At 70.6% G+C, this 24,689-nt stretch carries 24 protein-coding genes and 1 riboswitch; of the genes, 10 read left to right on the forward strand and 14 right to left on the reverse strand.

Annotated features, from left to right (window positions below):
- Positions 1-5: 5 nt before the first annotated feature.
- On the reverse strand, positions 6-1,766 hold the full coding sequence (locus tag ACYBYQ_RS04425) for a glutamine--tRNA ligase/YqeY domain fusion protein (RefSeq protein WP_459617173.1): 1,761 nt from the start codon (positions 1,764-1,766) through the stop codon (positions 6-8).
- Between the two features lie 149 nt (positions 1,767-1,915).
- Between ACYBYQ_RS04425 and ACYBYQ_RS04430 the strand changes: the two genes are divergently transcribed.
- A complete protein-coding gene (locus ACYBYQ_RS04430) occupies positions 1,916-3,256 on the forward strand; it encodes a cytochrome ubiquinol oxidase subunit I (protein WP_459617174.1) in 1,341 nt (446 codons plus the stop codon).
- A complete protein-coding gene (locus ACYBYQ_RS04435; protein ID WP_459617175.1) occupies positions 3,253-4,293 on the forward strand; it encodes a cytochrome d ubiquinol oxidase subunit II in 1,041 nt (346 codons plus the stop codon). The genes ACYBYQ_RS04430 and ACYBYQ_RS04435 overlap by 4 nt, the downstream gene beginning before the upstream one ends.
- Before the next feature lie 42 nt (positions 4,294-4,335).
- Here ACYBYQ_RS04435 and risK read toward each other — a convergent pair whose 3' ends face one another.
- Positions 4,336-5,757 (reverse strand): sensor histidine kinase RisK, encoded by a 1,422-nt coding sequence (risK, locus tag ACYBYQ_RS04440; RefSeq protein WP_459617176.1) that lies wholly within the window; start codon positions 5,755-5,757, stop codon positions 4,336-4,338.
- Positions 5,757-6,458: a response regulator gene (locus ACYBYQ_RS04445; protein ID WP_459617177.1), complete on the reverse strand. Its 702-nt coding sequence runs from the start codon at positions 6,456-6,458 to the stop codon at positions 5,757-5,759. The genes risK and ACYBYQ_RS04445 overlap by 1 nt, the downstream gene beginning before the upstream one ends.
- 138 nt (positions 6,459-6,596) lie before the next feature.
- On the opposite strand from ACYBYQ_RS04445, the gene ACYBYQ_RS04450 reads away from it, so the two are divergent.
- Both ACYBYQ_RS04450 and recQ read left to right on the forward strand, forming a co-directional pair.
- The gene (locus ACYBYQ_RS04450; protein ID WP_459617178.1) at positions 6,597-7,991 is read left to right on the forward strand and encodes a fimbria/pilus outer membrane usher protein; all 1,395 of its coding nucleotides are present in this window, start codon (positions 6,597-6,599) and stop codon (positions 7,989-7,991) included.
- Positions 7,992-8,070: 79 nt separating this feature from the next.
- Positions 8,071-9,888, forward strand: a complete 1,818-nt coding sequence (recQ, locus tag ACYBYQ_RS04455) for a DNA helicase RecQ (RefSeq protein ID WP_459617179.1) — start codon at positions 8,071-8,073, stop codon at positions 9,886-9,888.
- A 15-nt stretch (positions 9,889-9,903) separates the two neighbouring features.
- On the opposite strand, the gene ruvB is transcribed toward recQ, so the two are convergent.
- On the reverse strand, positions 9,904-10,971 hold the full coding sequence (ruvB, locus tag ACYBYQ_RS04460) for a Holliday junction branch migration DNA helicase RuvB (protein WP_459617180.1): 1,068 nt from the start codon (positions 10,969-10,971) through the stop codon (positions 9,904-9,906).
- 97 nt (positions 10,972-11,068) lie between these two features.
- On the opposite strand from ruvB, the gene ACYBYQ_RS04465 reads away from it, so the two are divergent.
- On the forward strand, positions 11,069-12,064 hold the full coding sequence (locus tag ACYBYQ_RS04465) for a threo-3-hydroxy-L-aspartate ammonia-lyase (RefSeq protein WP_459617181.1): 996 nt from the start codon (positions 11,069-11,071) through the stop codon (positions 12,062-12,064).
- 47 nt (positions 12,065-12,111) lie between these two features.
- A complete protein-coding gene (locus ACYBYQ_RS04470; protein ID WP_459617182.1) occupies positions 12,112-13,032 on the forward strand; it encodes a complex I NDUFA9 subunit family protein in 921 nt (306 codons plus the stop codon).
- Between the two features lie 31 nt (positions 13,033-13,063).
- Here ACYBYQ_RS04470 and ruvA read toward each other — a convergent pair whose 3' ends face one another.
- The 6 genes from ruvA to ACYBYQ_RS04500 form a co-directional block, all read right to left on the reverse strand.
- Positions 13,064-13,636 (reverse strand): Holliday junction branch migration protein RuvA, encoded by a 573-nt coding sequence (ruvA, locus tag ACYBYQ_RS04475; RefSeq protein ID WP_459617183.1) that lies wholly within the window; start codon positions 13,634-13,636, stop codon positions 13,064-13,066.
- A 75-nt stretch (positions 13,637-13,711) separates the two neighbouring features.
- A complete protein-coding gene (gene ruvC, locus ACYBYQ_RS04480) occupies positions 13,712-14,266 on the reverse strand; it encodes a crossover junction endodeoxyribonuclease RuvC (protein ID WP_459617184.1) in 555 nt (184 codons plus the stop codon).
- Positions 14,266-15,855 (reverse strand): bifunctional phosphoribosylaminoimidazolecarboxamide formyltransferase/IMP cyclohydrolase, encoded by a 1,590-nt coding sequence (purH, locus tag ACYBYQ_RS04485; RefSeq protein WP_459617185.1) that lies wholly within the window; start codon positions 15,853-15,855, stop codon positions 14,266-14,268. Before purH ends, ruvC begins: the two co-directional genes overlap by 1 nt.
- A 61-nt stretch (positions 15,856-15,916) precedes the next feature.
- Positions 15,917-16,156, reverse strand: coding sequence for a helix-turn-helix domain-containing protein (locus tag ACYBYQ_RS04490; protein WP_459617186.1), 240 nt, complete (start codon positions 16,154-16,156; stop codon positions 15,917-15,919).
- Positions 16,157-16,199: 43 nt separating this feature from the next.
- Positions 16,200-17,225 (reverse strand): tRNA dihydrouridine synthase DusB, encoded by a 1,026-nt coding sequence (gene dusB, locus ACYBYQ_RS04495; protein ID WP_459617187.1) that lies wholly within the window; start codon positions 17,223-17,225, stop codon positions 16,200-16,202.
- Between the two features lie 61 nt (positions 17,226-17,286).
- Positions 17,287-18,447: a UbiH/UbiF/VisC/COQ6 family ubiquinone biosynthesis hydroxylase gene (locus tag ACYBYQ_RS04500; RefSeq protein ID WP_459617188.1), complete on the reverse strand. Its 1,161-nt coding sequence runs from the start codon at positions 18,445-18,447 to the stop codon at positions 17,287-17,289.
- A 53-nt stretch (positions 18,448-18,500) separates the two neighbouring features.
- Here ACYBYQ_RS04500 and ACYBYQ_RS04505 point away from each other — a divergent pair, with 53 nt between their 5' ends.
- Positions 18,501-18,953: an NINE protein gene (locus tag ACYBYQ_RS04505; RefSeq protein WP_459618707.1), complete on the forward strand. Its 453-nt coding sequence runs from the start codon at positions 18,501-18,503 to the stop codon at positions 18,951-18,953.
- 7 nt (positions 18,954-18,960) lie between these two features.
- Here the strand turns inward: ACYBYQ_RS04505 and ACYBYQ_RS04510 are convergent, their stop codons facing one another.
- Complete coding sequence (locus tag ACYBYQ_RS04510) at positions 18,961-20,301, reverse strand: aminopeptidase P N-terminal domain-containing protein (protein ID WP_459617190.1); 1,341 nt, start codon at positions 20,299-20,301, stop codon at positions 18,961-18,963.
- A gap of 126 nt (positions 20,302-20,427) precedes the next feature.
- A riboswitch (yybP-ykoY riboswitch) is annotated at positions 20,428-20,536 on the forward strand.
- Positions 20,537-20,647: 111 nt separating this feature from the next.
- On the opposite strand from ACYBYQ_RS04510, the gene ACYBYQ_RS04515 reads away from it, so the two are divergent.
- Complete coding sequence (locus tag ACYBYQ_RS04515; RefSeq protein WP_459617192.1) at positions 20,648-21,655, forward strand: sodium:calcium antiporter; 1,008 nt, start codon at positions 20,648-20,650, stop codon at positions 21,653-21,655.
- Positions 21,656-21,679: 24 nt separating this feature from the next.
- On the opposite strand, the gene hpxZ is transcribed toward ACYBYQ_RS04515, so the two are convergent.
- Positions 21,680-22,075 (reverse strand): oxalurate catabolism protein HpxZ, encoded by a 396-nt coding sequence (hpxZ, locus tag ACYBYQ_RS04520; protein ID WP_459617194.1) that lies wholly within the window; start codon positions 22,073-22,075, stop codon positions 21,680-21,682.
- Positions 22,076-22,212: 137 nt separating this feature from the next.
- A complete protein-coding gene (locus tag ACYBYQ_RS04525; RefSeq protein ID WP_459617196.1) occupies positions 22,213-22,539 on the reverse strand; it encodes a hypothetical protein in 327 nt (108 codons plus the stop codon).
- On the opposite strand from ACYBYQ_RS04525, the gene ACYBYQ_RS04530 reads away from it, so the two are divergent.
- Together ACYBYQ_RS04530 and ACYBYQ_RS04535 are read left to right on the forward strand one after the other, a co-directional pair.
- Positions 22,538-22,876: a hypothetical protein gene (locus tag ACYBYQ_RS04530; protein WP_459617198.1), complete on the forward strand. Its 339-nt coding sequence runs from the start codon at positions 22,538-22,540 to the stop codon at positions 22,874-22,876. The two genes, ACYBYQ_RS04525 and ACYBYQ_RS04530, sit on opposite strands and share 2 nt — an antisense overlap.
- A gap of 82 nt (positions 22,877-22,958) precedes the next feature.
- Positions 22,959-23,831 (forward strand): cytochrome c oxidase assembly protein, encoded by an 873-nt coding sequence (locus ACYBYQ_RS04535; RefSeq protein ID WP_459617200.1) that lies wholly within the window; start codon positions 22,959-22,961, stop codon positions 23,829-23,831.
- 6 nt (positions 23,832-23,837) lie between these two features.
- Here ACYBYQ_RS04535 and galU read toward each other — a convergent pair whose 3' ends face one another.
- Positions 23,838-24,683 carry a UTP--glucose-1-phosphate uridylyltransferase GalU gene (gene galU / locus ACYBYQ_RS04540; protein ID WP_459617202.1) on the reverse strand — a complete coding sequence of 282 codons (846 nt, stop codon included), beginning with the start codon at positions 24,681-24,683 and terminating at the stop codon, positions 23,838-23,840.
- Positions 24,684-24,689 lie beyond the last annotated feature (6 nt).

The raw sequence follows: 24,689 nt of genomic DNA on the forward strand, positions 1-24,689 counted from the left end.
TTCCCTCACGCGGCCCAGGAGTCGCGCAGCGTGACGATGCGGTTCAGCACGGGAGCTTCGGGCCGCGACGTCACGCTGTCGGCGATGAAATAGCCCAGCCGCTCGAACTGCCAGGTGGCGCCAGGCGTGGCCACCGTGCCCGGCTCCAGCCAGGCCTGCACGGTCTGTTTGGAATTGGGATTGAGACAGGCCAGGAAATCCTTGTCGCCGGCGTCGGGATGCGGGTCTGCGAACAGGCGGTCGTAGAGGTGCACCGTGGCCGCCACCGCGTGCGCGGCGCTGACCCAGGTGATGTTGCCCTTGACCTTGACGCTGTCGGCGCCGGGCGTGCCGCTCCTGGTTTCCGGCAGGTACTCGGCCTGCACCTCGATCACGTTGCCGGCCTCGTCGGTGCGGTAGCCGGTGCAGCGCACCACATAGCCGTACTTCAGGCGCACGGTGTTGCCGGGATAGAGGCGGAAATACTTCTTGGGCGGCTCGATGCGGAAGTCGTCGCGCTCGATCCAGAGCTCGCGCGAGAAGGGGAATTCGCGCATGCCGGCGCCGGGGTCGTGAGGGTTCCTCGGCGCCTGGCACGGTTCGGCCTGGCCTTCGGGATAGTTGGTGATCACCAGCTTGAGCGGGTCCAGCACCGCCACCGAGCGCGGCGCCACGGGATCGAGGTCGTCGCGCACGGCCTGCTCGAGCAGGCTGTAGTCGATGCGCGAGTCGGACTTGGATACCGCGGTGCGGTCGCAGAACAGGCGGATGGACGCCGGCGTGTAGCCGCGGCGGCGCAGGCCGAACAGCGTGGGCATGCGCGGATCGTCCCAGCCGTCGACGTGGCCCTCGCGCACCAGCTGCAGCAGCTTGCGCTTGCTGGTGACCACATACGTGAGATTGAGGCGCGCGAATTCGTACTGGTGAGGCAGCGGCTGCGACAGCCTGCCCAGTTCGGCCAGCCGGGCCAGGATCCAGTCGTAGAACGGCCGCTGGTCTTCGAATTCCAGCGTGCAGATGCTGTGCGTGATGCCTTCGAGCGCATCCTCCACGGGGTGCGCCCAGCTGTACATCGGGTAGATGCACCAGCGGTTGCCGGTGCGATGGTGCGCGGCATGGCGCACGCGATACATCACCGGGTCGCGCAGGTTGATGTTGGGCGAGGCCATGTCGATCCTGGCGCGCAGCACCAGGCTGCCGTCGGGATGCTTGCCGTCGCGCATCTCCCGCAGGCGCGCCAGCGATTCCGCCGGCGGGCGGTCGCGCCACGGCGAGTCGATGCCCGGCTCGGTGAGCGTGCCCCGGTTGGCGCGGATCTGCTCGGCGGTCTGTTCGTCGACGTACGCGTGGCCGGCCTGCACCAGGGCCTCCGCGAACTCGTACATGTATTCGAAGTAATCGCTGGCGAAGTACAGGTTGTCGTTGCCGTCGGCCTTCCAGTCGAAGCCCAGCCAGCGCACCGCCTCGACGATCGCGTCGACGTATTCCTGTTCTTCCTTCTCGGGATTGGTGTCGTCGAAGCGCAGGTGGCAGACGCCGCCGTAGTCGCGCGCCAGGCCGAAGTTCACGCAGATGCTCTTGGCGTGGCCGATGTGCAGGTAGCCGTTGGGCTCGGGCGGGAAGCGCGTGCGGATGCGGGCGGGATCCGGCCCCCCCTGCTGCTGGACCGCGGCCGGGCCGGGCCGGCCGGCCCAGCGCTTGCCCTGGAAGCGGCCTGCCTCCAGGTCGTCTTCGATGATGTGGCGCAGGAAATTGCTGGCGGCAGGCGGCGTCGGGGCGGTGGTCATTCTGGGAAGAATAGGAAGGTACGGCGACAAAGCGTCAATTTTGCCACGTTCGGGCCGGGGCGCCGTTGCACGCCTGCCGCCACCGGGGCCGGCACAACCGATACACTACGGCCCTGCTCATACGGGAAGGGGCTGTCGCCGCCGTCATCATGAATCTTCCACCGCTATTGCTGGCCCGGGTCCAGTTCCTGGGGAGCTTCAGTTTCCTGGCGCTGTTCATGGCCCTCGCCCTGGGGCTCGCCTGGATGCTGCTGTATTTCAAGATCCGCGCCCGGACGTCGGGCGCGCCGGGCTGGACCGCCGCCTATCGCTTCTGGGTGCGCATCTTCGCCCTGTGCTTCGTGCTGGCGCTGGCCGCCGTCCTGCCGGTGCTGATCCAGTTCGGCAGCATCTGGAGCGGGCTGATGGACAAGATCGGCAATGTGGCGGGCCCGCTCGTGGGCTTCGGCGTGCTCTCGGTGTTCATCCTCAAGTCCTGTTTCCTGGGCGTCATGCTGTTCGGCCAGCGCCGCGTGTCGGACCTGGCCCATACCCTCGCCGTATTCATGGTGGCCCTGGGTCAGCTGGTCGCGACGGGCTGGCTGGTCTCGCTGCACGGCTGGATGCAGACGCCCGACGGCGCGGCCCTGATCGACGGCCGCTACCAGGTCTATGACTGGATGGCGGTGGTGTTCAATCCCTCGTTCGGCTGGAGCATGGCGCTGGCGGTGCTGGGCGCCGCGCTGGCGGCCGCCTTCCTGGTGCTGGGCGTGACTGCCCTGCAGGCCCTGCGCCGTCCGGTCGACGAGGGCGAGCGCTGTGCCTTCAAGACGGCGCTGGTGACGGCGGCGCTGGCCTCGGCGCTGCAGGTGCCGGCGGCGGCCGGCATGGCGGACCTGGTGGCCCGCTACCAGCCTGCCAAGGCCGCGGCCCTGGCAGGCTACTGGCACAGCGGGGCGGAACCCGCCATCGTGCTCGTGGGCTGGCCGGATGCCGCCGCGCAGCGCAACCTGGGCGAGTGGGCCCTGCACGGCCAGGGCGGCCGCTGGCTGGGGCGCGACCCCGGCGGCGTCTACCTGGGGCTGGACAAGTTCTCCGGCATGCAGCCGCCCGTGGCCCTCACGTTCTGGTCGCTGCGCGCGGCAGTGCTGCTCGGCCTGGCGATGCTGCTGGTCTCCTGGGCGGTGCTGCTGCGCACCGTCCGGCGCAGCCTCGACATTGCCGTGCTGGGCCGCGGCACGCTGCGCGTGCTGATCGCCTTCATGGGGGCCGGTGCGGTGGCGGTGGTGGCCGGCTGGTGGGTGTCGCTGCTGGGCCTGCAGCCTTTCGTGGTCAACCGCGTCATCACCCAGTCCGAGGTCCTGTCGCCAGTCTCGGTGGCGTCGCTGGCCTATGGGGTGGGCGGCTATACGGCGGTATACGTGGCGTTGCTGGCGGCTTTCGCCGGCATGCTGTTCCATGCGGCGCGGTACGGCGTGGTGCCGGTGCGCAAGGCCGGAGGCGCGACATGATCGAGATGCTGGCTGCGGCCCTGGGCACCACGCCCGACGACCCGCTGTTCTGGATGCCCCTGGTCTTCATGGGCCTGTTGCTGCTGCTGATCGCTGCCGGGGTGGTGCTGGACGGCTTCGACATCGGCGTGGGGCTGCTGCTCGGCGCGGCGCCCGCCGAGGAGCGCGGCCGCATGATGGGCCTGCTCAGCCCGTGGCGCGATGCCAACGAGTTCTGGCCCCTGCTCGGGCTGGGCCTGTTCTGCGCGGCCTTTCCGTTCGCCTGGGGGCCGGTGCTGGGCAAGCTGCATGCGCCGCTGGTGCTGGTGGCGCTGGGCATGGTGCTGCGCAGCGTGTCCTTCGAGTTCCGCATCCGCGCCCGCACCGAGCGCAAGCCGCGCTGGATCTTCGGCTTCTGGCTGGGATCCCTGCTCGCCGCCCTGGGGCAGGGCATGGTGTTGGGGCGGGTGGTCACCGGCTACCAGACCGACGCGGGCTACGGCGGGTTCTCCGTCCTGGTGGGCCTGTGCACCGTGGCGGCGTATGTGCTGCTGGGCGCATGCTGGCTGGTGATGCGCGTCGATGGCGAATTGCAGCGCCGCGCCGCCCTCTGGGCCCGCCACGCCATACGCTGGACCGCCGTCGGCATGGTCGCCGTGGCGGTCACGCTGGGCCTGGCCAATTCGGGCGTGTTCTACAAATGGAGCGACGATGCCCACCTGGGCGTGGCCGCGGCGGTGTGGGTGGCCATGCTGCTGTGCTTCGTGGGCACCGAGATGCTGCTGGCGCGCGTCACGGCCAAGGCCGAGCCTTTCTCCTGGCTGCCGTTCGCGCTGTGCGTGCTGCTGTTCCTGCTGATGCTGGGCGGCCTGGCCTACAGCTTCTTCCCGTACCTGATCCTAGACGACATGACGCTCTGGGACGGCGCCGGTTCGCTGGCCTCGATGCGGCTGGTGCTGGCCGGCGCCGTGATCGCCGTGCCGGTCGTGCTGGTCTTCAACGTGCTGGCCTATCGGTCGGTGTTCGGCCGCGAGCGGCGGGGGATTGCGGCGCCCTGAACGCCGCCGGTGGGGTGCGGCGCGGGCCGGATCCCTGCCGGTTCAGGCATGCTCGAGGCCCTGCGATCCATTGGCCGAGACGGGCAGCGTGACCCGGGCGAGCAGGCCGCCGGTGGGCGCCTGCAGCAGCTCCAGGCCGCCGCCATGGGCGCGCGCGATGGCTTCGGCCAGCGCCAGGCCCAGGCCCACGTTGCCGGTGCGGGTGCGGGCGTCGTCCAGGCGGGCGAAGGGCCGCAGCGCTTCCTGGCGGCGTTCCGGCGCGATGCCGGCGCCATGGTCCATCACCTCCAGCACGGCCTTGTCGCCTTCCTGGCGCAGCTGCACCACGATGGGCGGCGCGCCGTGGTGCAGGGCATTGCCGATGAGGTTGTCGAGCAGGCGGCCCAGCGCCACGGCGTCGCCCTGGATGCTCAGGTGTGCCTCGTCGGCGCCGTGCAGCGCCACGTCGGTGCCTGCGCCCTGCCAGGCGGCCACGCGCTCGGTGAGCCATTCGCCCAGCGCCAGCGGCGCGTAGCGATAGGCGGCGGGATCCGTGCCGCGCACGAAGCCGATGAACTGGTCGACCATGTGCTGCATGTCCTGCAGATCCTTGCGCAGGCCTTCCTTCAGGGCGGAATCGTCGGCCAGCTCGATGCGCAGCCACATGCGCGACAGCGGCCCCTTGAGATCGTGCGGCAGGCCGGAGAGCAGCGTGCGGCGCACCGAGTCGGCTTCGGACAGCGCGTCGAGCATGGCGTTGAAGCGCTCGCCCAGCACCCGGGTCTCGTGCGGGCCCGAGGGCTCGACCCGCTGGGGCTGGCCCGCGGCCAGGCGGTCGGCGGCGTCGGCAAGGCGGGTGATCGGGCGCGTGATGTGCCACGAGAAGCCGGCGGCGAGCAGCAGCACCAGCCCCAGGCCGCCCAGCCACATCACGACCAGCGGGGTGGCCACGGGAGGATCCAGGCGCTCCAGCGGGATGACCAGCCATTCGCGCAGCAGGGGGGCGTCCTCGCTGGCGGGGTTGGGCGCCAGCGAGATGAAGATTTCCGGGCGCGGCCCGCGCGACAGGGCCACGCGCGTGCCGTCGTTCAGGCGCTCGTTGAGTTCGTGCACCAGGCCCCGCAGGTTGCGGCGCACGTCGTCCACTTCGGGCCGGCCGTCGCGGCGCGGCGGCGGGGGCGGGCGATCGAAGCGGCGCTGCAGCCGGGCCTCCGCGGGCAGGCCGCGCGACCACAGGCGCCACTGGTTCTGCGAGGCGACGCGCACGAATTCGGCGCGCTCTTCGGCCGGGACCTGGGAAACCGCGGCGCGCAGCGTGCGGATGGTGGTGGTGATGTAGCCGATGGCCACGTCTTCCATGAACTTGTCGCGGAAGTACGAGACGGCGGTCAGCGTGGCAGCCTGGGCCAGCAGCACCGCGCCCAGCACCAGCAGGACCAGGCGGGCGCGCAGCGACCGGGGCAGCAGGCGGGTGAGCAGCCGCATCAGGGCGAGAACCGGTAGCCGATGCCCCAGACGGTCTGGATCCAGCGCGGCTGCTTGGGATCGTCTTCGATGGCGCGCCGCAGGCGCAGCACCGCGATGTCGATGGCGCGGTCGTTGCGCTCGCCGCCTTCGTCGTCGCGGGCCAGGGCCAGCAGGCGCTCGCGCGAGAGCGGCTTGCCGGCGTTGCGCACCAGGGCCTCGAGCAGGTTGATTTCGCCGCCGGTGAGCTTCACCGGCGTGCCGTCACGCAACAATTGCCGCGTGGACGGGTCGAACACGAACGGGCCGAACGACACCGGGGCGTCCTTGGTGAGCGCCGAGGGGCCGCGTTTGCGGCGCAGCACGGCCTCGATGCGCGCCAGGAGTTCCCGGGGGTCGAAGGGCTTGCCGAGGTAATCGTCGGCCCCGGCTTCCAGGCCGATGATGCGGTCGACGGCTTCGTCGCGCGCCGTGAGCAGGATCACCGGGAGGTCTTCGCCCTGTTCGCGCAGCCGGCGGCAGGCATCGGCGCCGTCGCCTCCCGGCAGCATGCGGTCGAGCACCAGCAGGTCGGGCGCGTAGCGGGTGATGCGCGCCGCCAGGTCGCTGGCGTCCGGAGCGAGCAGCGTGTCGTAGCCGTGCCGGTTGAGATAGTCGGCGAGGAGCTGCCGCAGGGCTGGATCGTCGTCGACGACCAGCAGCTTGGTGTGGGGTTGGTCCATGGCGGGCATAGTGACTCGCCGGGGCGGGCTCGGCAAGATGGAGGAAATGGACTGAAATATACTGCGCTGCGGCAGGGTGCGCTCCCCGCCTGAGGGTCTGCCCCGTTCCCGTTGCCGTTTGGTAAACACGCCTTACAGATGCTGCGCCGCCCAATCCCTACACTGGTCCGTGTGATGGTTCTCTGCGAACGCGAACGCCAGGCCGTGTCCCGGGTCCTGCTGGCTGCCGGCCTGGCGGGCAGCGCGGCGCTGGGCGCCTGCGCCAGCCCGCCGGGCACGGCGCCCGAAGCCGCGTCGGCGCCGGACGCCCCTGCAGCGTCCGGCGCCGACGCGGCCCGGGCGCGCGACCATGCCCGGCGTGCCGCCGAGGCCGCCCGCTATGGCATACGGGTGCTGGCCCCCGCCATGCCGCTGCCGGTGGCTACCGGCAGGCCGGTGGCGATGCAGGAGCTGCCGCCGCCCTGCGAGCCGGCCGCCGTGCCGCCGGCGGGCGAACCGTTCCCCGAAGGCGGGCCGTCCGCAGAAATGCCGCCGGCGGATGCCGGGTCGGTGGCCACCGCCGAGGTTCCGGAGATGGCGTGCGCTACACCGGTGCCGCCGGCGGAATCCGGGCCGGAACCCGAGCCCGAGTACGTCCTCGCCCTGCAGGAGGGGGACCTGGCCCGCACCTCCGGCGTGGTGCTGCAGACGGGCGTGGGCGAGCCGCCCCGTCCCTGGTTTTCCTCGGTGAATGCGGTGCCGGTGCTGGCCTACGACGACCGGCACTGGACCTACCGCGTGCCGTCCGGCCCCACCGTGGCGCTGGGCAACCTGGTTGCGAACGCGCCCGCCTGGGGCAGTTCCGCGCCGATCGGCGGCGTGCAGCTCTACAGCGGCTTCGAAGAAGTGAAGGAAGGCCAGCTGGGTTATTCCTCGGTGTTCGGGCGCATCAACAACATGGATCCGGCAGCCACCGCTGGCGCAGTGGATTACGGCGCCTCGGCCGCCAGCGGCGCGCTGCGCTACGGGCTGACGCCGTCCCTGACGCTGGAAGGCCAGGTGCAGACGGCGCCCGACCTCACCGCCCACGGCCTGGGCACCACCTATTCCGCGGGCGAGTACGGAACCTTCCAGGCCGGCGTCACGCGCAGTTCCTTCGACGCGGTCCATGCCTGGCGCTACCGCTTCGGCTACAACGTCAGCCTGGCCGACACGGTCCGCCTGGGCGTCACAGGCGAACGGGTGCAGGGCCGCTTCGGCGACCTGGCCACCTATGAATCGGGCGGCTCCGCGCCGTACGCGCGCAGCACGTGGTCTGCCGGCGTGCCGCTGGCCAGCGGCGGAATCCTCAGCGGCACGTATTCGGTCGGCTTGAACAGCGGTTCCGAGCCCGACGAGCGGCGCCTGGGGCTGCTGCACAGCAGGCAGCTGGCGCCGGGGGTGCAGTTCGACCTCGGCGCCGACCGCGACATCGTGTCCGGCGACTATGAAATGCGCGCCAACATCACCATGCCGGTGGACGCATTCATGCGCGGCCGATGGCTGGAGCCGTGAGTCCATCCTGCGCACCGCCGGCCGCGGGCCGGAAAGCTTGGGCTTAAAATCGCGTCCATGATGCATCCGGCAACTTCCCATGTCTGACGCGCGCGCCCTCGGCGTGCTGCAGCGCGTTTTCGGTTACGAGTCCTTCCGCGGAGACCAGCAGGCCATCGTCGAGCACGTCATCGGCGGCGGCGATGCGCTGGTGCTGATGCCCACGGGCGGCGGCAAGTCGCTGTGCTACCAGGTGCCCGCGCTGGTGCGCGAAGGCACCGGCATCGTGGTCTCGCCGCTCATCGCCCTCATGCAGGACCAGGTCGACGCGCTCACGGAACTGGGCGTGCGCGCCGCCTTCCTGAATTCCACCCAGGAATGGCGGGTGGCGCGCGAAGTGGAGCAGGCCTTCCTGGCCGGCGAGCTCGACCTGCTCTACGTGGCCCCCGAGCGGCTCATGACAGACCGTTGCCTGCAGCTGCTGGAGCGCGGCCGCATCGCCCTGTTCGCCATCGACGAGGCCCACTGCGTATCGCAATGGGGCCACGATTTCCGGCCCGAATACCTGGCGCTGTCGATGCTGCACGAGCGCTGGCCCGAAGTCCCGCGCATCGCGCTCACCGCCACGGCCACCGCCGCCACGCGCGTCGAGATCGCGCAGCGCCTGGCGCTGGACCAGGCGCGCCATTTCGTCGCCAGCTTCGACCGGCCCAACATCCGCTATCGCATCGTCGAGAAGAACGATGTGCGGCGCCAGCTGCTGGACCTCATCCAGACCGAGCATGCGGGCGACTCGGGCGTGGTGTATTGCCTGTCGCGCAACCGGGTGGAGGAGACTGCCGAGTTCCTCTGCGCCAACGGGATCAATGCGCTGCCCTACCATGCGGGGCTCAGCGCCGCCGTGCGCGCCGGCAACCAGTCGCGCTTCCTGCGCGAGGACGGCATCGTGATGGTGGCCACCATCGCCTTCGGCATGGGCATCGACAAGCCCGACGTGCGCTTCGTGGCGCACATCGACCTGCCCAAGTCGGTGGAGGGCTATTACCAGGAAACCGGCCGAGCGGGCCGCGACGGCCTGCCCGCCACGGCATGGCTGGCATATGGGCTGCAGGACGTGGTGCAGCAGCGCCGCATGATCGACGAGTCGCCCGGCGACGACCTCTACCGGCGCAGGCTGGGCCAGCAGCTCGACGCCATGCTGGGCCTGTGCGAGACGGTGGAATGCCGCCGCGTGCGGCTGCTGGCGTATTTCGGCCAGACCATCACCGCCTGCGGCAATTGCGACGTGTGCCTGGATCCGCCGCAGGCCTGGGACGGCACGGTGGCGGCGCAGAAGGTGCTGTCGGCGGTCTACCGGCTGCAGCAGCGCGGCCAGCGCTACGGCGCAGGGCACATCATCGACATCCTGCGCGGCAAGAGCACCGAGCGCACCCGCCAGCACGACCACGAGTCGCTCAGCGTGTTCGGAGTGGGAGCCGACCTGTCGGAGCAGGCCTGGCGCGGCGTGCTGCGGCAGTTGCTGGCCCAGGGCCTGCTGATGGTGGACCACGAAGGCTACGGCACGCTGGCCCTCACCGAGGCCAGCCGCGAAGTGCTCAAGGGCGAGCGCCAGCTCATGCTGCGCCGCGAGCCCGAGAAAAAAGGGCGCAGCACGCGCGGCGGCGGGCGCGTGCGCGCCGAGCCCATCGCCCTGCCGGCCGAGGCCCAGCCGCTGTTCGAGGCGCTGCGCGCCTGGCGCGGCGAGGTGGCGCGCAGCCACGGCGTGCCGGCATACGTGATCTTCCACGACGCCACGCTGCGCGAGATCGCCCTGGCATCGCCCGGATCGCTGGAAGAACTGGGCCACATCAGCGGCGTGGGCGCGCGCAAGCTCGAGGCCTACGGCGAGGAGATCCTGCGCTGCGTGGCGCGGCCCTGAGCCGGGCCGCCGGCCCTAGAACAGCTCGGCGGTGTCGCCGGTGCGGCCCGGGGGCGGGTTGAGCCCCAGGTGGCGCCAGGTGGTGAGCGTGGCCATGCGGCCGCGCGGCGTGCGCTGCAGGAAGCCGTGCTGGATCAGGTAGGGCTCGATCACGTCTTCGATGGTGTCGCGCTCTTCGCCTATGGCCGCGGCCAGGCTGTCCACGCCCACGGGACCGCCGTCGAATTTGTGGACGATGGCCTCGAGCAGCTTGCGGTCCATGAGGTCCAGGCCTTGGGGGTCCACCTCGAGCATGGCCAGCGCCTGGCCTGCGACGGCCTGGTCTATCACCCCGCCTGCCTTCACTTCGGCGTAGTCGCGCACGCGGCGCAGCAGCCGGTTGGCGATGCGCGGCGTGCCGCGGGCGCGGCGCGCCACTTCCTGGGCGCCGTCAGGCGTGATGCCGGCATTGAGCAGCCCGGCGCTGCGCGTGACGATGCGCGCCAGGTCTGCGGTGTCGTAGAACTCGAGCCGCGAGACGATGCCGAAGCGGTCGCGCAGCGGATTGGTGAGCATGCCTGCGCGGGTGGTGGCGCCGACCAACGTGAAGGGCTGCAGGTCCAGCTTGACGCTGCGCGCCGCCGGCCCTTCGCCGATCAGGATGTCGATCTGGAAATCCTCGAGCGCCGGATAGAGGATTTCCTCCACGACCGGCGACAGCCGGTGGATCTCGTCGATGAACAGGACGTCGTTGCGCTCGAGGTTGGTGAGCAGGGCGGCGAGATCCCCCGGCCGCTCCAGGACCGGCCCGGAGGTCTGGCGCAGCTGCACGCCCATCTCGTGGGCGATGATGTGGGCCAGCGTGGTCTTGCCCAGCCCGGGCGGGCCGAACAGCAGCACGTGGTCCAGCGACTCGCCGCGCTGGCGCGCGGCCGTGATGAAGATTTCCAGCTGCTCGCGCGCGCGCGCCTGGCCCACGTACTCCTGCAGTGCCTTGGGGCGCAGGGCGCGTTCGATGGATTCCTCGTTGGGCGAGGTGGCCTGGGGCGCGACGATGCGCGGCGCCTCGGGCAGGGAGGAAAGCGAATCTTTCTGGATGGCCATGGTTCGAATGCGGGCGTATGCGAAAAGCATGGTACACCAGCGGCCGCCGGCCGACGGCTGGCGCTATCATGCGCGATTGCCCAGTTTCTTGCCGAGGATGCCACCCATGTCTGCCCCCGTCCTGCCCACCTATGCCGATGTCGAGCGCGCCAGCGAGGTGCTGGCCGGGGTTGCGCACCGTACGCCGGTGCTCACGTCGGCCACCGCCGACGCCCGCACCGGCGCCAGGCTGTACTTCAAGTGCGAGAATTTCCAGCGCATGGGCGCGTTCAAGTTCCGCGGCGGGTACAACGCCATCGCCCAGCTCACGCCCGCGCAGCGCGCCGCAGGCGTGGTGACCTTCTCGTCCGGCAACCACGCGCAGGCCATCGCGCTGGCGGCCCGGCTGCAGGGCGTGCAGGCCACCATCGTCATGCCCCACGACGCCCCCGCGGCCAAGCGCGCCGCCACCGAGGGCTACGGCGGCAACATCGTCACCTACGACCGCTACAAGGACGACCGCGAAGCGGTGGCGCGCGAGGTCCAGGCGCGCACCGGCGCCACGCTGATCCCGCCCTACGACCACGCCGGCGTGATTGCCGGCCAGGGCACCGCCGCCAAGGAGCTGCTGGAGGAGGTGGGCGAGCTCGACTATCTCTTCGTATGCCTGGGCGGCGGCGGCTTGCTGGCCGGCTCACTGCTGTCGGCCCGGGCGCTGAGTCCGCGCTGCAAGGTCTACGGCGTCGAGCCCGAGGCCGGCAACGACGGCCAGCAGTCGCTGCGGCGCGGCGAGATCGTGCGCATCCCCACCCCGAAGTCCATCGCCGACGGCGCCGTCACCACGCACCTGGGCGAGCTCACCTTCGGCATCATCCGCCAGCACGTGGCCGACATCCTCACCGTCAGCGACGCGCAGCTGGTGGACACCATGAGGTTCTACGCCGAGCGCATGAAGATGGTGGTGGAGCCCACCGGCTGCCTTTCGGGGGCCGCCGTGCTGCAGGGCGTGCATGCCGTGCCGGCCGGGGCCAGGGTGGGCGTGCTGATCAGCGGCGGCAACGTCGACCTCGCGGCCTACGGCGCCATGCTGGAGGGCGGCTTGCGGCAGCCGTAGGGGCAGGGCAGAATGGCCGCGTGAATGGCGATCCCCGGGAGTAGCGCATGCGTATCCTCGTCATCGGCGGCACCGGCTTCATCGGCCGGCACCTGGCCGCCCGGTTGTCGGCGGGCCAGCACACCCTGCTGGTGCCCACGCGCCGGTATGCGCATGGGCGTGACCTGCTGGTCCTGCCCACCGTCACGCTGGTCGAGGCCGACGTGCACGACGACCTGGCCCTGGACGACCTGATGCGCCGGTGCGACGCGGTGGTCAACCTGGTGGGCGTGCTGCATGGCGGCCGGGGCCGGCCCTATGGCAGCGGTTTCGCGCGGGCGCACGTGCAGCTGCCGCTGCGCATCGCCCAGGCCTGCCGCCGCAACGGCGTGCAGCGCCTGCTGCACCTCAGCGCGCTGGGCGCCGATCCCCAGGGGCCCAGCATGTACCTGCGCTCCAAGGGCGACGGCGAGGCCGCCGTGCGCGGCGAGCTCATAGGGTGGCAGGGCGGCTGGACGATCTTCCGCCCTTCGGTGGTGTTCGGCCCCGACGACAACTTCACCAATCTTTTCGCCCGGCTGGCGCGCCGCCTGCCGGTGTTGCCGCTGGCGGGCGCCCAGGCCCGCATGCAGCCCGTCTATGTGGGCGACGTGGCGGCAGCGGTGGCCAATGCCCTGGAGAATGGCCGGACCTGGGGCCGCACCTACGGCCTGTGCGGGCCGCAGGTCTACACCCTGGGCGAGCTGGTGCGCCTGTGCGCATTCTGGAGCGGCCATCGCCGGCCGGTCTGCCCGCTGCCGATGGCGCTGGGCCGGCTGCAGGCGGGCTTCATGGAAATGCTGCCCGGCGCGCCGCTCATGTCGCGCGACAACCTGGCTTCCCTCACGGTGGACAACGTCTGCGCCGAGGGCATGGCGGCCGAACTCGGGGTGGTGCCCACGGCGCTGGAGGCCGTGGCCCCGGGTTACCTGCAAATGCGGCGCAGGTAGCTGCGCCGACGGGGCGGCGGCAGGCCGGGCGTCAGCGCACCAGCGCCTTCAGCGCCAGCCGGATGCCGTCGGACACGCCCACGCCCTCGGGCAGCTGCTTGAGCGCCGCCTGCGATTCCTTTTCCGAGTAGCCCAGCGCGAGCAGGGCATTGAGGATGTCGGCCTGGCCGTCGGGCGCCGCGTGCGGCGCGTTGCCGAGGTCGGCGCCGAGCTTGCCGCGCAACTCCAGCAGCAGGCGCTCCGCGGTTTTCTTGCCGATGCCCGGAACGCGGGTCAGCCGGCCCGATTCCTGCAGCGTCACGGCCTGCGACAGTTCGGCTATCGACAACCCCGAGAGCACAGCCAGCGCCATCCGCGCGCCGATGCCGCTGATCTTGATGAGTTCCCGGAAGGTGCTGCGTTCGGCGGGAGAGCCGAAGCCGAACAGCAGGTGCGCATCCTCGCGCACCACCAGGTGGGTGTACAGCGTGACGCGCGCCCCGGTGTCGGGCAGGGCGTACAGCGTGCTCATGGGCACGTCGATCTCGTACCCCACGCCATTGACGTCCACGCAGACGGTAGGCGGGGTTTTCTCGAGCAGGGTTCCGGTGATGCGTCCGATCATCGCGTAGGCAGGGCAGTCGGGGGCCGCGGCGCGGCCGATGGCGCGATTCTATACGCCGCGGCGGCTCGGCGCCCTTCAGCGCAGCAGCCGGCCGCCGCGCAGGCGCGTGCGGCTGCTGCCGGCGGCGTTTGTGGCCGCCGCCACCGCGCCCAGCCGCTGCTGCAGCGGGCCCACGTGCGCGTGGCAGATGGCGCAGGCCAGCGCGTCGGCCGAATCGGGGGCGGGCGTGCCATCCAGGGACAGCAGGCGCTGGACCATCATCTGCACCTGTTCCTTGGCGGCGCGGCCGGTGCCCACCACCGCCTTCTTGATCTGCAGCGCGGTGTATTCGTGCACGTCGAGCCGGCTGTCGGCCAGCGCGCACAGGGCCGCGCCGCGGGCCTGGCCCAGCAGCAGGGTGGACGCCGGATTGGTGTTGAGGAAGACGATTTCCAGCGCGGCCACGTCGGGCCGGGTGTCCCGGGCCACCTGGCGCAGGTTGTCCAGGATGACCTTGAGCCGCTCGGGCAGCGGCAGGGCCGGCGGCACGACGATGGTGCCGCTGGCCACGTACCGCATGCGCATGCCCTCGGCGTCGATCACGCCGAAACCGGTGCGGCGCAGGCCCGGATCGATGCCGAGGACGCGCATCAGTGGCGGAAGTGGCGGGTGCCGGTGAGCACCATGGCGATGCCGTGTTCGTCGGCCGCGGCGATCACCTCGTCGTCGCGCACGCTGCCGCCCGGCTGGATCACGCAGGTGGCGCCGGCCGCCACGACCACGTCCAGGCCGTCGCGGAACGGGAAGAAGGCGTCCGAGGCCACGGCCGAGCCCTGCAGGCTCAGGCCGGCGTTCTCGGCCTTGATGGAGGCGATGCGCGCGGAATCCACGCGGCTCATCTGGCCGGCGCCCACGCCCAGGGTCATGCCGCCGCCGACGAACACGATGGCATTGGACTTGACGTACTTGGCGACTTTCCAGGCGAAGGCCAGGTCGTTCATCTCCTGCTCGGTGGGCTGGCGCCTGGTGACGACCTTCAGCGCATCGCGTGGCACGTTGTAGGCATCGGGCGTCTGCACCAGCCAGCCGCCGCCCACCCGCTTGACGTCGAAGGGGTTCTGGCCGGCGCCGGCCGGCACTTCCAGCACGCGCACGTTCTTCTTGGCTGCCAGGACGGCCAGCGCCGCGCCGTCGTAGGCCGGCGCCAGCAGCACCTCCAGGAACTGGCCGCTCACCGCTTCGGCGGTGGCGGCGTCCACGGGGCGGTTGAAGGCGATGATCCCGCCGAAGGCGGATGTCGGGTCGGTCTTGAATGCCTGCTGGTAGGCATGCAGCGGATCCTGGGCGATGGCCACCCCGCACGGGTTGGCATGCTTCACGATCACGCACGCCGGCGTGTCGAATGTGCGCACGCACTCCCAGGCGGCGTCGGCGTCGGCGATGTTGTTGTACGACAGTTCCTTGCCCTGCAGCTGGCGGTAATTGCCCAGCAGGCCGGCCGGACTGTGCGCGTCGACGTAGAAGGCGGCCTTCTGGTGGGGGTTCTCGCCGTAGCGCAGCACCTGGTGCTGGCGCGCCTGGATGGTGAGCGTGCGCGGCCAGTCGGCACGGGCGGGCTCGGCGTCCTGGACGGGTTCGGGCTCGTTCAGGCTGCTCAGGTAGCCGGCGATGGCGCCGTCGTAGGCGGCCGTGTGCGCGTAGACCTTGGCTGCCAGTTCCAGGCGGAGGGCGTAGGAGGTGGCGCCGTCGCGGTCGATCTCGGACAGCACGCGCGAGTAGTCGGCGGGGTCGATCACCACGGTGACGCCGCCGGCTTCCGTGCCGTGGTTCTTGGCGGCCGCGCGCAGCATGGCGGGGCCGCCGATGTCGATGTTCTCCACCGCGTCGGCGAAGGTGCAGCCGGGCTTGGCGACGGTTTCCCGGAAGGGGTAGAGATTCACCACCAGCAGGTCGATGCGGCCGATGCCGTGCTGGTCCAGCGTATCCATGTGCTCGGCGCTGTCGCGGCGTGCCAGCAGGCCGCCGTGGATCTTGGGATGCAGGGTCTTGACGCGGCCGTCCAGGATCTCCGGCGACCCGGTGTGTTCGGCCACTTCCGTCACGGCGATGCCGGACTCGGCCAGCAGTCGGGCCGTGCCGCCGGTGGACAGCAGACGGACGCCACGCGTGCTCAGTGCGCGGGCGAATTCGACGATGCCGGTCTTGTCGGACACCGAGAGCAGGGCGGTTTCGATTTTCATGGTCGGGAGCGGGTTGGCTGGGCGTGCCGCACGGGGGCCGCGCACGCCGCGATCTAGGGAATCAGGGCTGGATGTTGTGCGCCAGCAGTTTCTTGCGCAGGGTGTTGCGGGTGATGCCCAGCATCTCGGAGGCGCGCGACTGGTTGCCGCCTGCGCGCTCCAGCGCCACTTCGAGGACGGGGCGCTCCACGCAGCGCATCACCATGTCCCACATGTCGTGGGGCTCGGAGTCGCCCAAGTCTTCGAAATAGCGCGCCAGGCTGGCGCGCACGCATTCTTCCAGGACATCTTGCTTGCTCATGTGCGTACAGATAGTTATTGTGATTTGAAGACTGGCCGGCGGCTCAGGCCGCCAGCCGGGAGGGGGCTGCGCAGGCGGCCTGGGCCGGCCCCGCCTGCAGGATGCTGTCGAACCATTCGGCCACCGCCTGCGATTGTTCGCGGGTGTTGTCGATGAGGTTCATGCGGGCGCAGAACGCCTGCGCGCCCGGCAGGGATTCCAGGTACCAGCCGATGTGCTTGCGCGCGGTGCGTACGCCCGTGTGCTCGCCATAGAACCGGTAGTGGTCGTCGAGATGCTCCAGCAGCAGGTCGCGCATCTCGGCGTACGACGGCGCCGGCAGCGCCTGGCCCGTGCGCAGGAAGTGGTCGATTTCCCGGAAGATCCACGGGCGGCCCTGGGCCGCCCGCCCGATCATCACCGCATCGGCGCCAGTGTAATCCAGGACGGCGCGCGCTTTCTCGGGCGTATCGATGTCGCCGTTGGCCACCACCGGGATGCGCAGTTCGGCCTTGACGGCGCGGATGGTGTCGTACTCGGCTTCGCCGGCATACAGGTCGGCACGGGTGCGGCCATGCAGCACCAGGGCGGCGATGCCGGCCTCCTCGGCCATGCGGGCCACCCGCAGCGCATTGCGGTTGCTGCGGTCCCAGCCGGTGCGGGTTTTCAGCGTGACGGGCACGCCCAGCGGCGCGCAGGCGCCCACCACGGCGTCGAGGATGCGGGCGATGAGGTCTTCGTGGCGCAGCAGGGCAGAGCCGCTGGCGAGGTTGCAGACCTTCTTCGCCGGACAGCCCATGTTGATGTCGATGATGCGCGCGCCGCGCGCCACGTTGAAGGCCGCCGCCTCGGCCATCATGGCGGGGTCGGCGCCGGCGATCTGCACCGCCACCGGGTCGATCTCGCCGTCGTGGTTCAGGCGCCGCGAGGTCTTGACGCTGTCCCAGAGGCGCGGGTTGCTGGCCGCCATCTCGGACACGGCGTAGCCGGCGCCCAGGCGCTTGCACAACTGGCGGAACGGCCGGTCGGTGACCCCCGCCATGGGGGCGACGAAGACGTTGTTGGGGAGGGTCCAGGGGCCGATGCGCATGCGCACATTTTAACCGGCTTGGCCTCGGCCCCTGTTTGCCGGCCGGCCTGGCCCGCGCCCGTCAGGCGCGCAGGCCCTGCAGCAGGTGGCGGGCCAGCGGCGCGCGCACCGGCGCAGCCAGGTCCAGCCCCAGCAGGGCCAGGCCGCAGGCATGTTCCACCGGCGCCCAGCCCGTGGCGAAGACGCGCGGCAGCAGGTCGGTGAGGCCCGCGGTGAGCCAGCGGTCGGGGCGCCGGGCGCGCGCGAATTCCTGCAGGTGCGGCGCGGGATCTGCGCCCGGACGGGCCAGCCAGCCCGCCAGCGCCTGCGCCAGGCGGGCCGCGTCGCGCAGGCCCAGGTTCAGGCCCTGGCCGGCAACCGGATGCAGCGTCTGGGCGGCGTTGCCGATGGTGGCCACCCGGCCCAGCACCTGCGCGTGGCGCGCCTTCATCTCGAGCGGCGCCACGTGGCGCGGGGCGTGGCTGTGCAGGCGCCCCAGCCGTGTTCCGAAGGCGGCGCTCAGGGCGGCGGAGAAGTCCTCGTCGCCGGCCCGGGCCAGCTGCGCGGCGCGTTCGGGCGCACAGCACCACACCACGGAGTAAGTGCCGGCTTCCAGCGGATGCGGCAGCAAGGCAAGCGGGCCTTCCCGGGTGAACCGTTCCCAGGCCCAGCCGGCGCGCGGCAGGGTGGCCCGCGCCTGCGTGAGCACCGCATGCTGCCCGTACTCGCGCCGCAGGTCGGGGCCGCCGGCGCCGTCCGACAGGACCGCCACGGCACAGCGGTATCGGGCATCCCCCTGCGCCACGACGACGCCGTCCGGGCCGCGCTCGGCCACGACGGCCGCGGGGCCATCGGCCACGGTGATGCCGCTGTCGGCGAGGCGGGCCTGCAGCTGCGCATGCAGCATCCCGTAGCCCACGGTGCTGCCCAGCGCGGGTACGCCGAAGTCTGCGCGGTCTATCACCGTGCGGCCCAGGCGGCCGCGCTGCGAGACGTGGATGTGGTGGATCTCGGCAGCTCGCGCAGGCCAGGCCCGCAGGCCTTCGAGCAACACCCTGCTGCCATGGTTGAGCGCCAGCACGCGCGGATCCGCGGCCGGCGCGCCGGCGCCCGCCGCCTGCAGCAGCAGGATGCGGGCCGGGCGGGGGGCCAGCCGCGCAAGCAGCAGGGCCAGGGCCTGGCCCACCGGGCCGGCGCCGAGTATGGCCACATCGTGATCGTGGGCGTCGTCGAGGGGGATCATGCGGCCGATTTTACTGTCCACTACAATTCCGCGGCCGCAGGGAGATCGACATGATGCAGGGACACGAGACAGCACGCGCGGGCGCCGGGCAGCCCGGCCGGCGCCCGCGCGACAAGGTCACGCTGGGCCTGCTGGCCTGCCTGCTGGGCTGGCTCGGCGCGCACTGGTGGTACCTCGGGCGGCGCGGCGCCTGGCTGCACACCCTGGCCAGCCTTGCCTGCCTGGCCGCCGCCTGGCGGTTTCCCGTCTGGTACGACAATCCGGCGTTCTTCCTGCTGTTCGTTCCCATGACCGCCGGTTTCATCGAGGGGGTGGTGTACTGCCTCATGCCCGATGCCGGCTTCGACCGCCGTTTCAACCCGGGCCTGGGCGCCGTCACCCGGACCGGCTGGGCCGCGGTGCTGGTGGCCGTTTTCGGCGGGCTGGTGGGCGCCATCGCGGTGACGCTCGCCATCGCCATGGTGGTGGTGCACGTCTGGACCGCGCTGGGCTGGCTCGATTTCTGAGCCGCCGCTATTCCCGCATCAGCGCCTCGATCTCGCGCGCCTGCACGGGCACCCCGCGGGTGATCAGCTCGCATCCGGTGTCGGTGACCAGGGCGTCGTCCTCGGTGCGGATGCCGATGTTCCAGAAGCGGGCCGGCACGTCGTCGGCCGGCTGCACGTAGATGCCCGGCTCGATGGTCAGCATCATGCCGGGCTGCAGCCTGCGCCAGCCGCGCTCGGCTCCCATGGGGCCCGGCTCGCGATAGTCGCCCGCGTCGTGCACGTCCATGCCCAGCCAGTGTCCGGTGCGGTGCATGTAGAAGCGCGTGTAGGCGCCCGACTCCAGCACGCCGTCCAGCGAGCCCGACAGCAGCTTCTCGTCGATCATGCCCTGGGCCAGCACGCGCACGGCGGCCTCGTGGCCGTCGTTCCAGGTCAGGCCGGGCCGGGTGGCCGCCGCTGCGGCTTCCTGCGCCGCCACGGTGAGATCGTAGAGCGCCCGCTGGGGCCCGCTGTAGCGGCCGTTGACGGGAAAAGTACGGGTGATGTCGGCGGCGTAGCCGTCGAGTTCGCAGCCCGCGTCGACCAGGACCAGCTCGCCGTCGCGCAGTACGGCGTCGCCGGCCGGATAGTGCAGCACGCAGGCGTTGGCGCCGCCGGCCACGATGCTGTCGTACGCCGGCGCCTGGGCACCGTGGCGGCGGAATTCATACAGCAGCTCGGCTTCCAGCTCGTATTCGCGCATGCCGGGGCGTACGGCGCGCATGACGCGTGCGTGCGCCCCGGCGGAGATGCGCGCCGCCCGCCGCATGACCGCGATCTCGAAGGGGTCCTTGACCAGCCTCATTTCGGCCAGCGCCGGGCCGAGGTCATGGATGCCGGCCGGGGGGCGGCGGCCGGACCGGGCGCGCCCGCGCGCGGCCTGCATCCAGGTCCGCAATCGCGCGTCCAGGGCCTCGCCGCGATCCAGCGGGGCATACAGCACCGGCTGGTCGAGCAGCAGGGCCGGCATCAGTTCGTCCAGCGTTTCGATGCTGTGGGCGTCATCGAAGCCGTAGCGTTCCGCGGCGGCCTCGGGGCCGCAGCGGCGCCCCTCCCAGACTTCCTCCTCGGGGCGGCGCGGCCTGCAGAACAGCACGGCGCGGTCGTCTGCCCCCGCCTGCAGCACCAGCCAGGCCTCCGGCTCGACGAAGCCGCTGAGGTAATAGAAATCGCTGTCGTGCCGGTAGGGATAGGTGCAGTCGCGGTTGCGCACGGCCTGCGGGGCGGTGGGCAGGATGACGATGCCGCCGCCTTGCGCGCGCAGGTGGGCCATCAGCCGGCGGCGGCGCTGCAGGAACGGTTCGATGTCGGAAGGGGGCAGGCTCATCGGGATGGGGAGTGCCGAGGCGGCGGCGTGGTGGTGCGGCTACTTTAACCGCTTTGGCGCGGGTATTCCGGCTGGCGTGCGGCGGCCGGCGCTGCTTGCGCCGTCGTGCCGCGCTGCTACAATCTGCGCTCTGTCATTGGGGAGTAGCCATCCTTTCCCCGAAGGGAGTCAGCGTCAACAGACTTGGCGGTCCGGATACCTCTTCCGGCCCCATGGCGCTGACGGCACCCGGGCCGCGATGCGGCCCGGACCAGCCAGGCGAGACCTTTGGCCGCGTCGCGTTCACCCCAGCCGGGCGAGCCGCGTCGTCGCGCCTTGGGTATTCCGCTCGTCCGGCTGTCGCACCATGCTGCTCACCTTGTTCCTGTTCGTCCTGTCCGCGGCCGCCATCTACCTGGCCTGCGAATACTTCGTCAATGGCGTCGAATGGGTCGGCCATCGCTGCTCGCTCGGGGCGACTGCCACCGGCACCATCCTGGCAGCCTTCGGCACGGCCCTGCCCGAAAGCGCGGTCACCTTCATGGCCGTGGTCTTCGGCGACACGCCGGCACAGAAGGACATCGGCGTGGGAGCGGCCATGGGCGGCCCGCTGGTGCTCGCCACGGTGGCCTACGCGGTGGTCGGCCTGGCGCTGCTGGCGATGCACCGGGCGAAGTCGGTGCGCACCGTGGCGGCCATCAACGCCGACCAGCAGCGCCTGGCGCGCGACCAGGCCTGGTTCATGGGCATTTTCGTTTTCAAGGTGGGCCTCGGCCTGCTGGCTTTCGCATGGAAGCCATGGCTGGGACTGCTGTTCCTGGCCGTCTACGCGCTGTATGTGAAGCGCGAGCTGGCCAACGACGAGCCCTGTATCGATTGCCTCGACCTCGCGCCGCTCAAGCTCAGGCCGCGCGACGCGTCCCCGAGCCTGGCCTGGGCCGGCGCCCAGACCGTGCTGGCCCTGGTGGTGATCGCCGGGGCCTCGCGCGTCTTCGTCCACCAGATCGAGGCCCTGGGCATCGCCATGGGCGCATCGCCCCACGTGGCGGCCCTGCTGCTGGCGCCGGTGGCCACGGAGCTGCCGGAGATCCTCAATGCGCTGATCTGGGTGCGCCAGGGCAAGGAGCGGCTGGCGCTGGCCAACATCTCCGGCGCCATGATGATCCAGGCCACCATTCCGAGCGCCCTGGGGATCTTCCTCACGCCGTGGCTGCTCGACGGTCCCTTGCTGGCTGCCGGTTTCTGTACCCTGGCCGCCATCGGCCTGATGTGGCTGAAATTCCGGCGGGGCGTCATGAGCGTGTCCGCCCTGGCGGGGGTGGGAACCATCTACGCGGTGTTCGCGGCCTACCTGGTCTGGCACTTCTACGGCTGACGGATGCGTGCGCGTCGGGGCGGGTCAGCCCATCAGGCTCACGTGCGCAGCCGCCACGCGCCACCCGGCGCCAGTGCGGATCCATGTCTGGCTCTGGCGACCGGTGCGCGGCGAGCCGTCGCGCCGGAATTCCATATTGCAGGTGGCAAAGTCGCGTCCGTAGGTCGTGATGGCCGTGCGCAGGATTTCCCGCTCCAGCCCGGCAGCGAGCCGCGCGGCCCGGAACGCCTGGATCTCGGCATAGCCGTACAGGTTCTCGGTGGCGCCGTAGCGCAGCGTATGGGGGCTGTTCCAGAACAGCTCGTCGAGCGTGGCCACGTCGTTGGTGGTGAGGGCCTTTTCGTAGCGCGCGAAGGCGGCCTGCACCTCGGCCAGGACGTCGGGCAGGTTGATGGCCGGTTCGCCGGTTTCGGGATTCATCGCCGCTCCTGTCGGTGAAAAATCCACATTGTGCACAGGGCCGGCCGCGCGCGCTGCGCGGCGTAAAGTATGGTGCATAAAGTCTTGCCCTTGCGGGCAAACCCGCATAAAATCATTGGGTTTTCATTCCTGGGGTTCTAAACCGTGAATACCGATTCCGGCGACAGTAGTAGTCGATCTTGTATCGACCTCGCTGCCTGACAGGATTTACGCAGAACTTCATCTGCCGTGTCCTGCCAGTGCAGGGTGCGGCGTCTTCCGCGCGTAGTGTGATCCAGCCCCGGCCCATCGCCGGGCATCCGGCTACCGCGGCAAACTCCCCGCAATACCAACGCCAGAACCGTCGCGTCGTCGCTGCGCATGCGTAACCGTGCTTTATCGGTGCCGCATGCGATGCGCGGGTACGCCTGCGCCGACGCAACACGGTGGACTTCCCCGACTTTGCAGAAGAAGGAGGTCATCATGCGTTTCTTCGACTTGTTCCTGCGTCGTGCCGGCGTGGACCGAGCCGCCGCGCCGCGTCGCCGCGGCACCTCCCGCCTCACCGTGGTGTGCCCGCGCGACGCGCTCGGCGCCGTGCGCAAGCAGGTCTGCCTGGATTTCTCGGCTGCCGGCCTCAGCGTGGCCCAGTTCCACGTCGACAGCGCCAGCCACGCCGAACTGGCCTCGGCCTGCATCACCGTCAACTGTCCGCCCGAACTGCGCGGCGAGCTGATGTCCCAGGCCAGGCGCCTGCAAGACCATCCCTCGGTGCGCCAGGTGCATTTCGGCACCGCAACGCAGCAGCGCGCCGCAGCCTGAAGCGGGCATACTGAAGCAGGCATAGGGCATACAATCGGATGGCGGCCCGTTTCGCGGCCGTCATCCGTTTATCTCTCCGGATTTGCCGTGCATGGATAGGCTGGGCTGGCTGGTTCCCTGGGAATTCTCGCCCACGCTGGTGGTGCTGTTCGTGGCTGCCGGCGTGCTGTTCGTCCGCGGGCGTCGCGTGCATCGCGTCAGCCTGGCGCGCCAGGTCCTGTTCTGGAGCGGCCTGGCGCTGCTCTATCTGTCCCTGCATACCCATCTCGACTACTACGCCGAGCGGATGTTCTTCATCCACCGCGCGCAGCACCTGGTGCTGCACCACCTGGGCCCGCTGCTGGTGATGGCGGCCTATCCGGGCTCCGTGCTGCGCGCCGGCCTGCCCATGGCCTGGCGGGTCCGGCTGCGCGACCTGCGCCGGGGCCGGCCGGGCAGGGCGCTCGAGGCCGTGCTCACCCATCGCATCCTGGTGCCGGTGCTGTTCGTGTTCCTGGTCGTGGTCTGGCTGATTCCGTCGGTGCAGTTCTACTCGATGCTCGACTGGCGGCTGTATCGGCTGATGAACTGGTCGGTGGTGTTCAGCGGGTTCCTGTACTGGAACCTCATCCTGGACCGCCGCCCCAGCCCGCCCGCCGCCATGACGCCGGGCGGCAGGGTGATCTCGCCGGTGCTGACCATGGCGCCGCAGATGGTGGCCGGTGCGGTCATCGCCTTCACCGAACGCGACATCTACCCCTTGTTCGATCTCTGCGGCCGGGCCATCGCCATGTCGGCGCAGACCGACCAGATGATAGGCGGGCTCACCATGTGGATTCCGGCCGGGCTGGTGGAGGTGGTGGGGCTGCTGGTGGCGCTGGCCACGCTGATGCGCCTTTCGGGCCGGGGACGGCTGCGGCGGGGCGATCGCGCCCGCCGCAGCCCTGGGAAGGCCGCGCCGGGCGCGGCCGTATAGCGGGGCTTACTCCGACTCGGGAATCAGGCCGTGATACTTGCGGCCATACGCCACGTTGGCCTGGAACATCCCGGCCTTGTTGCCGCAGTCGTAGCGTTTGCCTTCGTAGCGGTAGGCGTACACGGGGCGGTCGCGCATCAGCGCCGCGATGCCGTCGGTGAGCTGGATCTCGTTGCCGGCTCCCATCTTGGTGGCGCGCAGGTGGTCGAAGATTTCCGCTTCGAGCACATAGCGGCCCACCACGGCCAGATTGGACGGGGCATCCTTGGGGGCGGGCTTTTCCACCATGTGGGTGACGCGCTCGGTGCGCTCGTCTACCGTGTTGCTGGCCACGATGCCGTACTTGCTGGTTTCCTCGTGGGGCACTTCCTGCACGCCCAGCACGCTGGCGCCGTGGGTGGTGGCGGCGTCGATCAGCTGCTTGAGCACCGGCACCTCGGCGTCGATGAGGTCGTCGGCCAGGAGCACGGCGAAGGGCTCGTTGCCCACGGCCGGGGCGGCGGTCAGGACCGCATGGCCCAGGCCCAGGGGAGCCTTCTGGCGGATGAAGAGGCAGTTGACGTTGGCGGGCAGGATGCCGCGCACGGTGGCAAGCAGCTCGAGCTTCTGCTTGCTTTCCAGGTCGGCCTCGAGTTCGGGGGCGTTGTCGAAGTGATCCTCGATGGCCCGTTTGTTGCGACCAGTTACGAAAATCAGGTCGGTGATGCCGGCGGCAACCGCTTCCTCGACGGCGTACTGGATCAGGGGCTTGTCCACCACGGGGAGCATTTCCTTGGGCATCGCCTTGGTGGCGGGTAGGAAACGCGTACCCATGCCTGCGACGGGGAATACGGCTTTGCGTACGGCTTGCATTCGGAC

The sequence above is a fragment of the Bordetella sp. 2513F2 genome (assembly GCF_054642735.1).

What these genes read in the sequence shown, in the direction of transcription:
- ACYBYQ_RS04425 (WP_459617173.1), bottom strand. Translation starts at nt 1,766, where the DNA reads ATGACCACCGCCCCGACGCCGCCTGCCGCCAGCAATTTCCTGCGCCAC.
- ACYBYQ_RS04430 (WP_459617174.1), top strand. Translation starts at nt 1,916, where the DNA reads ATGAATCTTCCACCGCTATTGCTGGCCCGGGTCCAGTTCCTGGGGAGC.
- ACYBYQ_RS04435 (WP_459617175.1), top strand. Translation starts at nt 3,253, where the DNA reads ATGATCGAGATGCTGGCTGCGGCCCTGGGCACCACGCCCGACGACCCG.
- risK (WP_459617176.1), bottom strand. Translation starts at nt 5,757, where the DNA reads ATGCGGCTGCTCACCCGCCTGCTGCCCCGGTCGCTGCGCGCCCGCCTG.
- ACYBYQ_RS04445 (WP_459617177.1), bottom strand. Translation starts at nt 6,458, where the DNA reads ATGGACCAACCCCACACCAAGCTGCTGGTCGTCGACGACGATCCAGCC.
- ACYBYQ_RS04450 (WP_459617178.1), top strand. Translation starts at nt 6,597, where the DNA reads ATGCTGCGCCGCCCAATCCCTACACTGGTCCGTGTGATGGTTCTCTGC.
- recQ (WP_459617179.1), top strand. Translation starts at nt 8,071, where the DNA reads ATGTCTGACGCGCGCGCCCTCGGCGTGCTGCAGCGCGTTTTCGGTTAC.
- ruvB (WP_459617180.1), bottom strand. Translation starts at nt 10,971, where the DNA reads ATGGCCATCCAGAAAGATTCGCTTTCCTCCCTGCCCGAGGCGCCGCGC.
- ACYBYQ_RS04465 (WP_459617181.1), top strand. Translation starts at nt 11,069, where the DNA reads ATGCCACCCATGTCTGCCCCCGTCCTGCCCACCTATGCCGATGTCGAG.
- ACYBYQ_RS04470 (WP_459617182.1), top strand. Translation starts at nt 12,112, where the DNA reads ATGCGTATCCTCGTCATCGGCGGCACCGGCTTCATCGGCCGGCACCTG.
- ruvA (WP_459617183.1), bottom strand. Translation starts at nt 13,636, where the DNA reads ATGATCGGACGCATCACCGGAACCCTGCTCGAGAAAACCCCGCCTACC.
- ruvC (WP_459617184.1), bottom strand. Translation starts at nt 14,266, where the DNA reads ATGCGCGTCCTCGGCATCGATCCGGGCCTGCGCCGCACCGGTTTCGGC.
- purH (WP_459617185.1), bottom strand. Translation starts at nt 15,855, where the DNA reads ATGAAAATCGAAACCGCCCTGCTCTCGGTGTCCGACAAGACCGGCATC.
- ACYBYQ_RS04490 (WP_459617186.1), bottom strand. Translation starts at nt 16,156, where the DNA reads ATGAGCAAGCAAGATGTCCTGGAAGAATGCGTGCGCGCCAGCCTGGCG.
- dusB (WP_459617187.1), bottom strand. Translation starts at nt 17,225, where the DNA reads ATGCGCATCGGCCCCTGGACCCTCCCCAACAACGTCTTCGTCGCCCCC.
- ACYBYQ_RS04500 (WP_459617188.1), bottom strand. Translation starts at nt 18,447, where the DNA reads ATGATCCCCCTCGACGACGCCCACGATCACGATGTGGCCATACTCGGC.
- ACYBYQ_RS04505 (WP_459618707.1), top strand. Translation starts at nt 18,501, where the DNA reads ATGCAGGGACACGAGACAGCACGCGCGGGCGCCGGGCAGCCCGGCCGG.
- ACYBYQ_RS04510 (WP_459617190.1), bottom strand. Translation starts at nt 20,301, where the DNA reads ATGAGCCTGCCCCCTTCCGACATCGAACCGTTCCTGCAGCGCCGCCGC.
- ACYBYQ_RS04515 (WP_459617192.1), top strand. Translation starts at nt 20,648, where the DNA reads ATGCTGCTCACCTTGTTCCTGTTCGTCCTGTCCGCGGCCGCCATCTAC.
- hpxZ (WP_459617194.1), bottom strand. Translation starts at nt 22,075, where the DNA reads ATGAATCCCGAAACCGGCGAACCGGCCATCAACCTGCCCGACGTCCTG.
- ACYBYQ_RS04530 (WP_459617198.1), top strand. Translation starts at nt 22,538, where the DNA reads ATGCGTTTCTTCGACTTGTTCCTGCGTCGTGCCGGCGTGGACCGAGCC.
- ACYBYQ_RS04525 (WP_459617196.1), bottom strand. Translation starts at nt 22,539, where the DNA reads ATGATGACCTCCTTCTTCTGCAAAGTCGGGGAAGTCCACCGTGTTGCG.
- galU (WP_459617202.1), bottom strand. Translation starts at nt 24,683, where the DNA reads ATGCAAGCCGTACGCAAAGCCGTATTCCCCGTCGCAGGCATGGGTACG.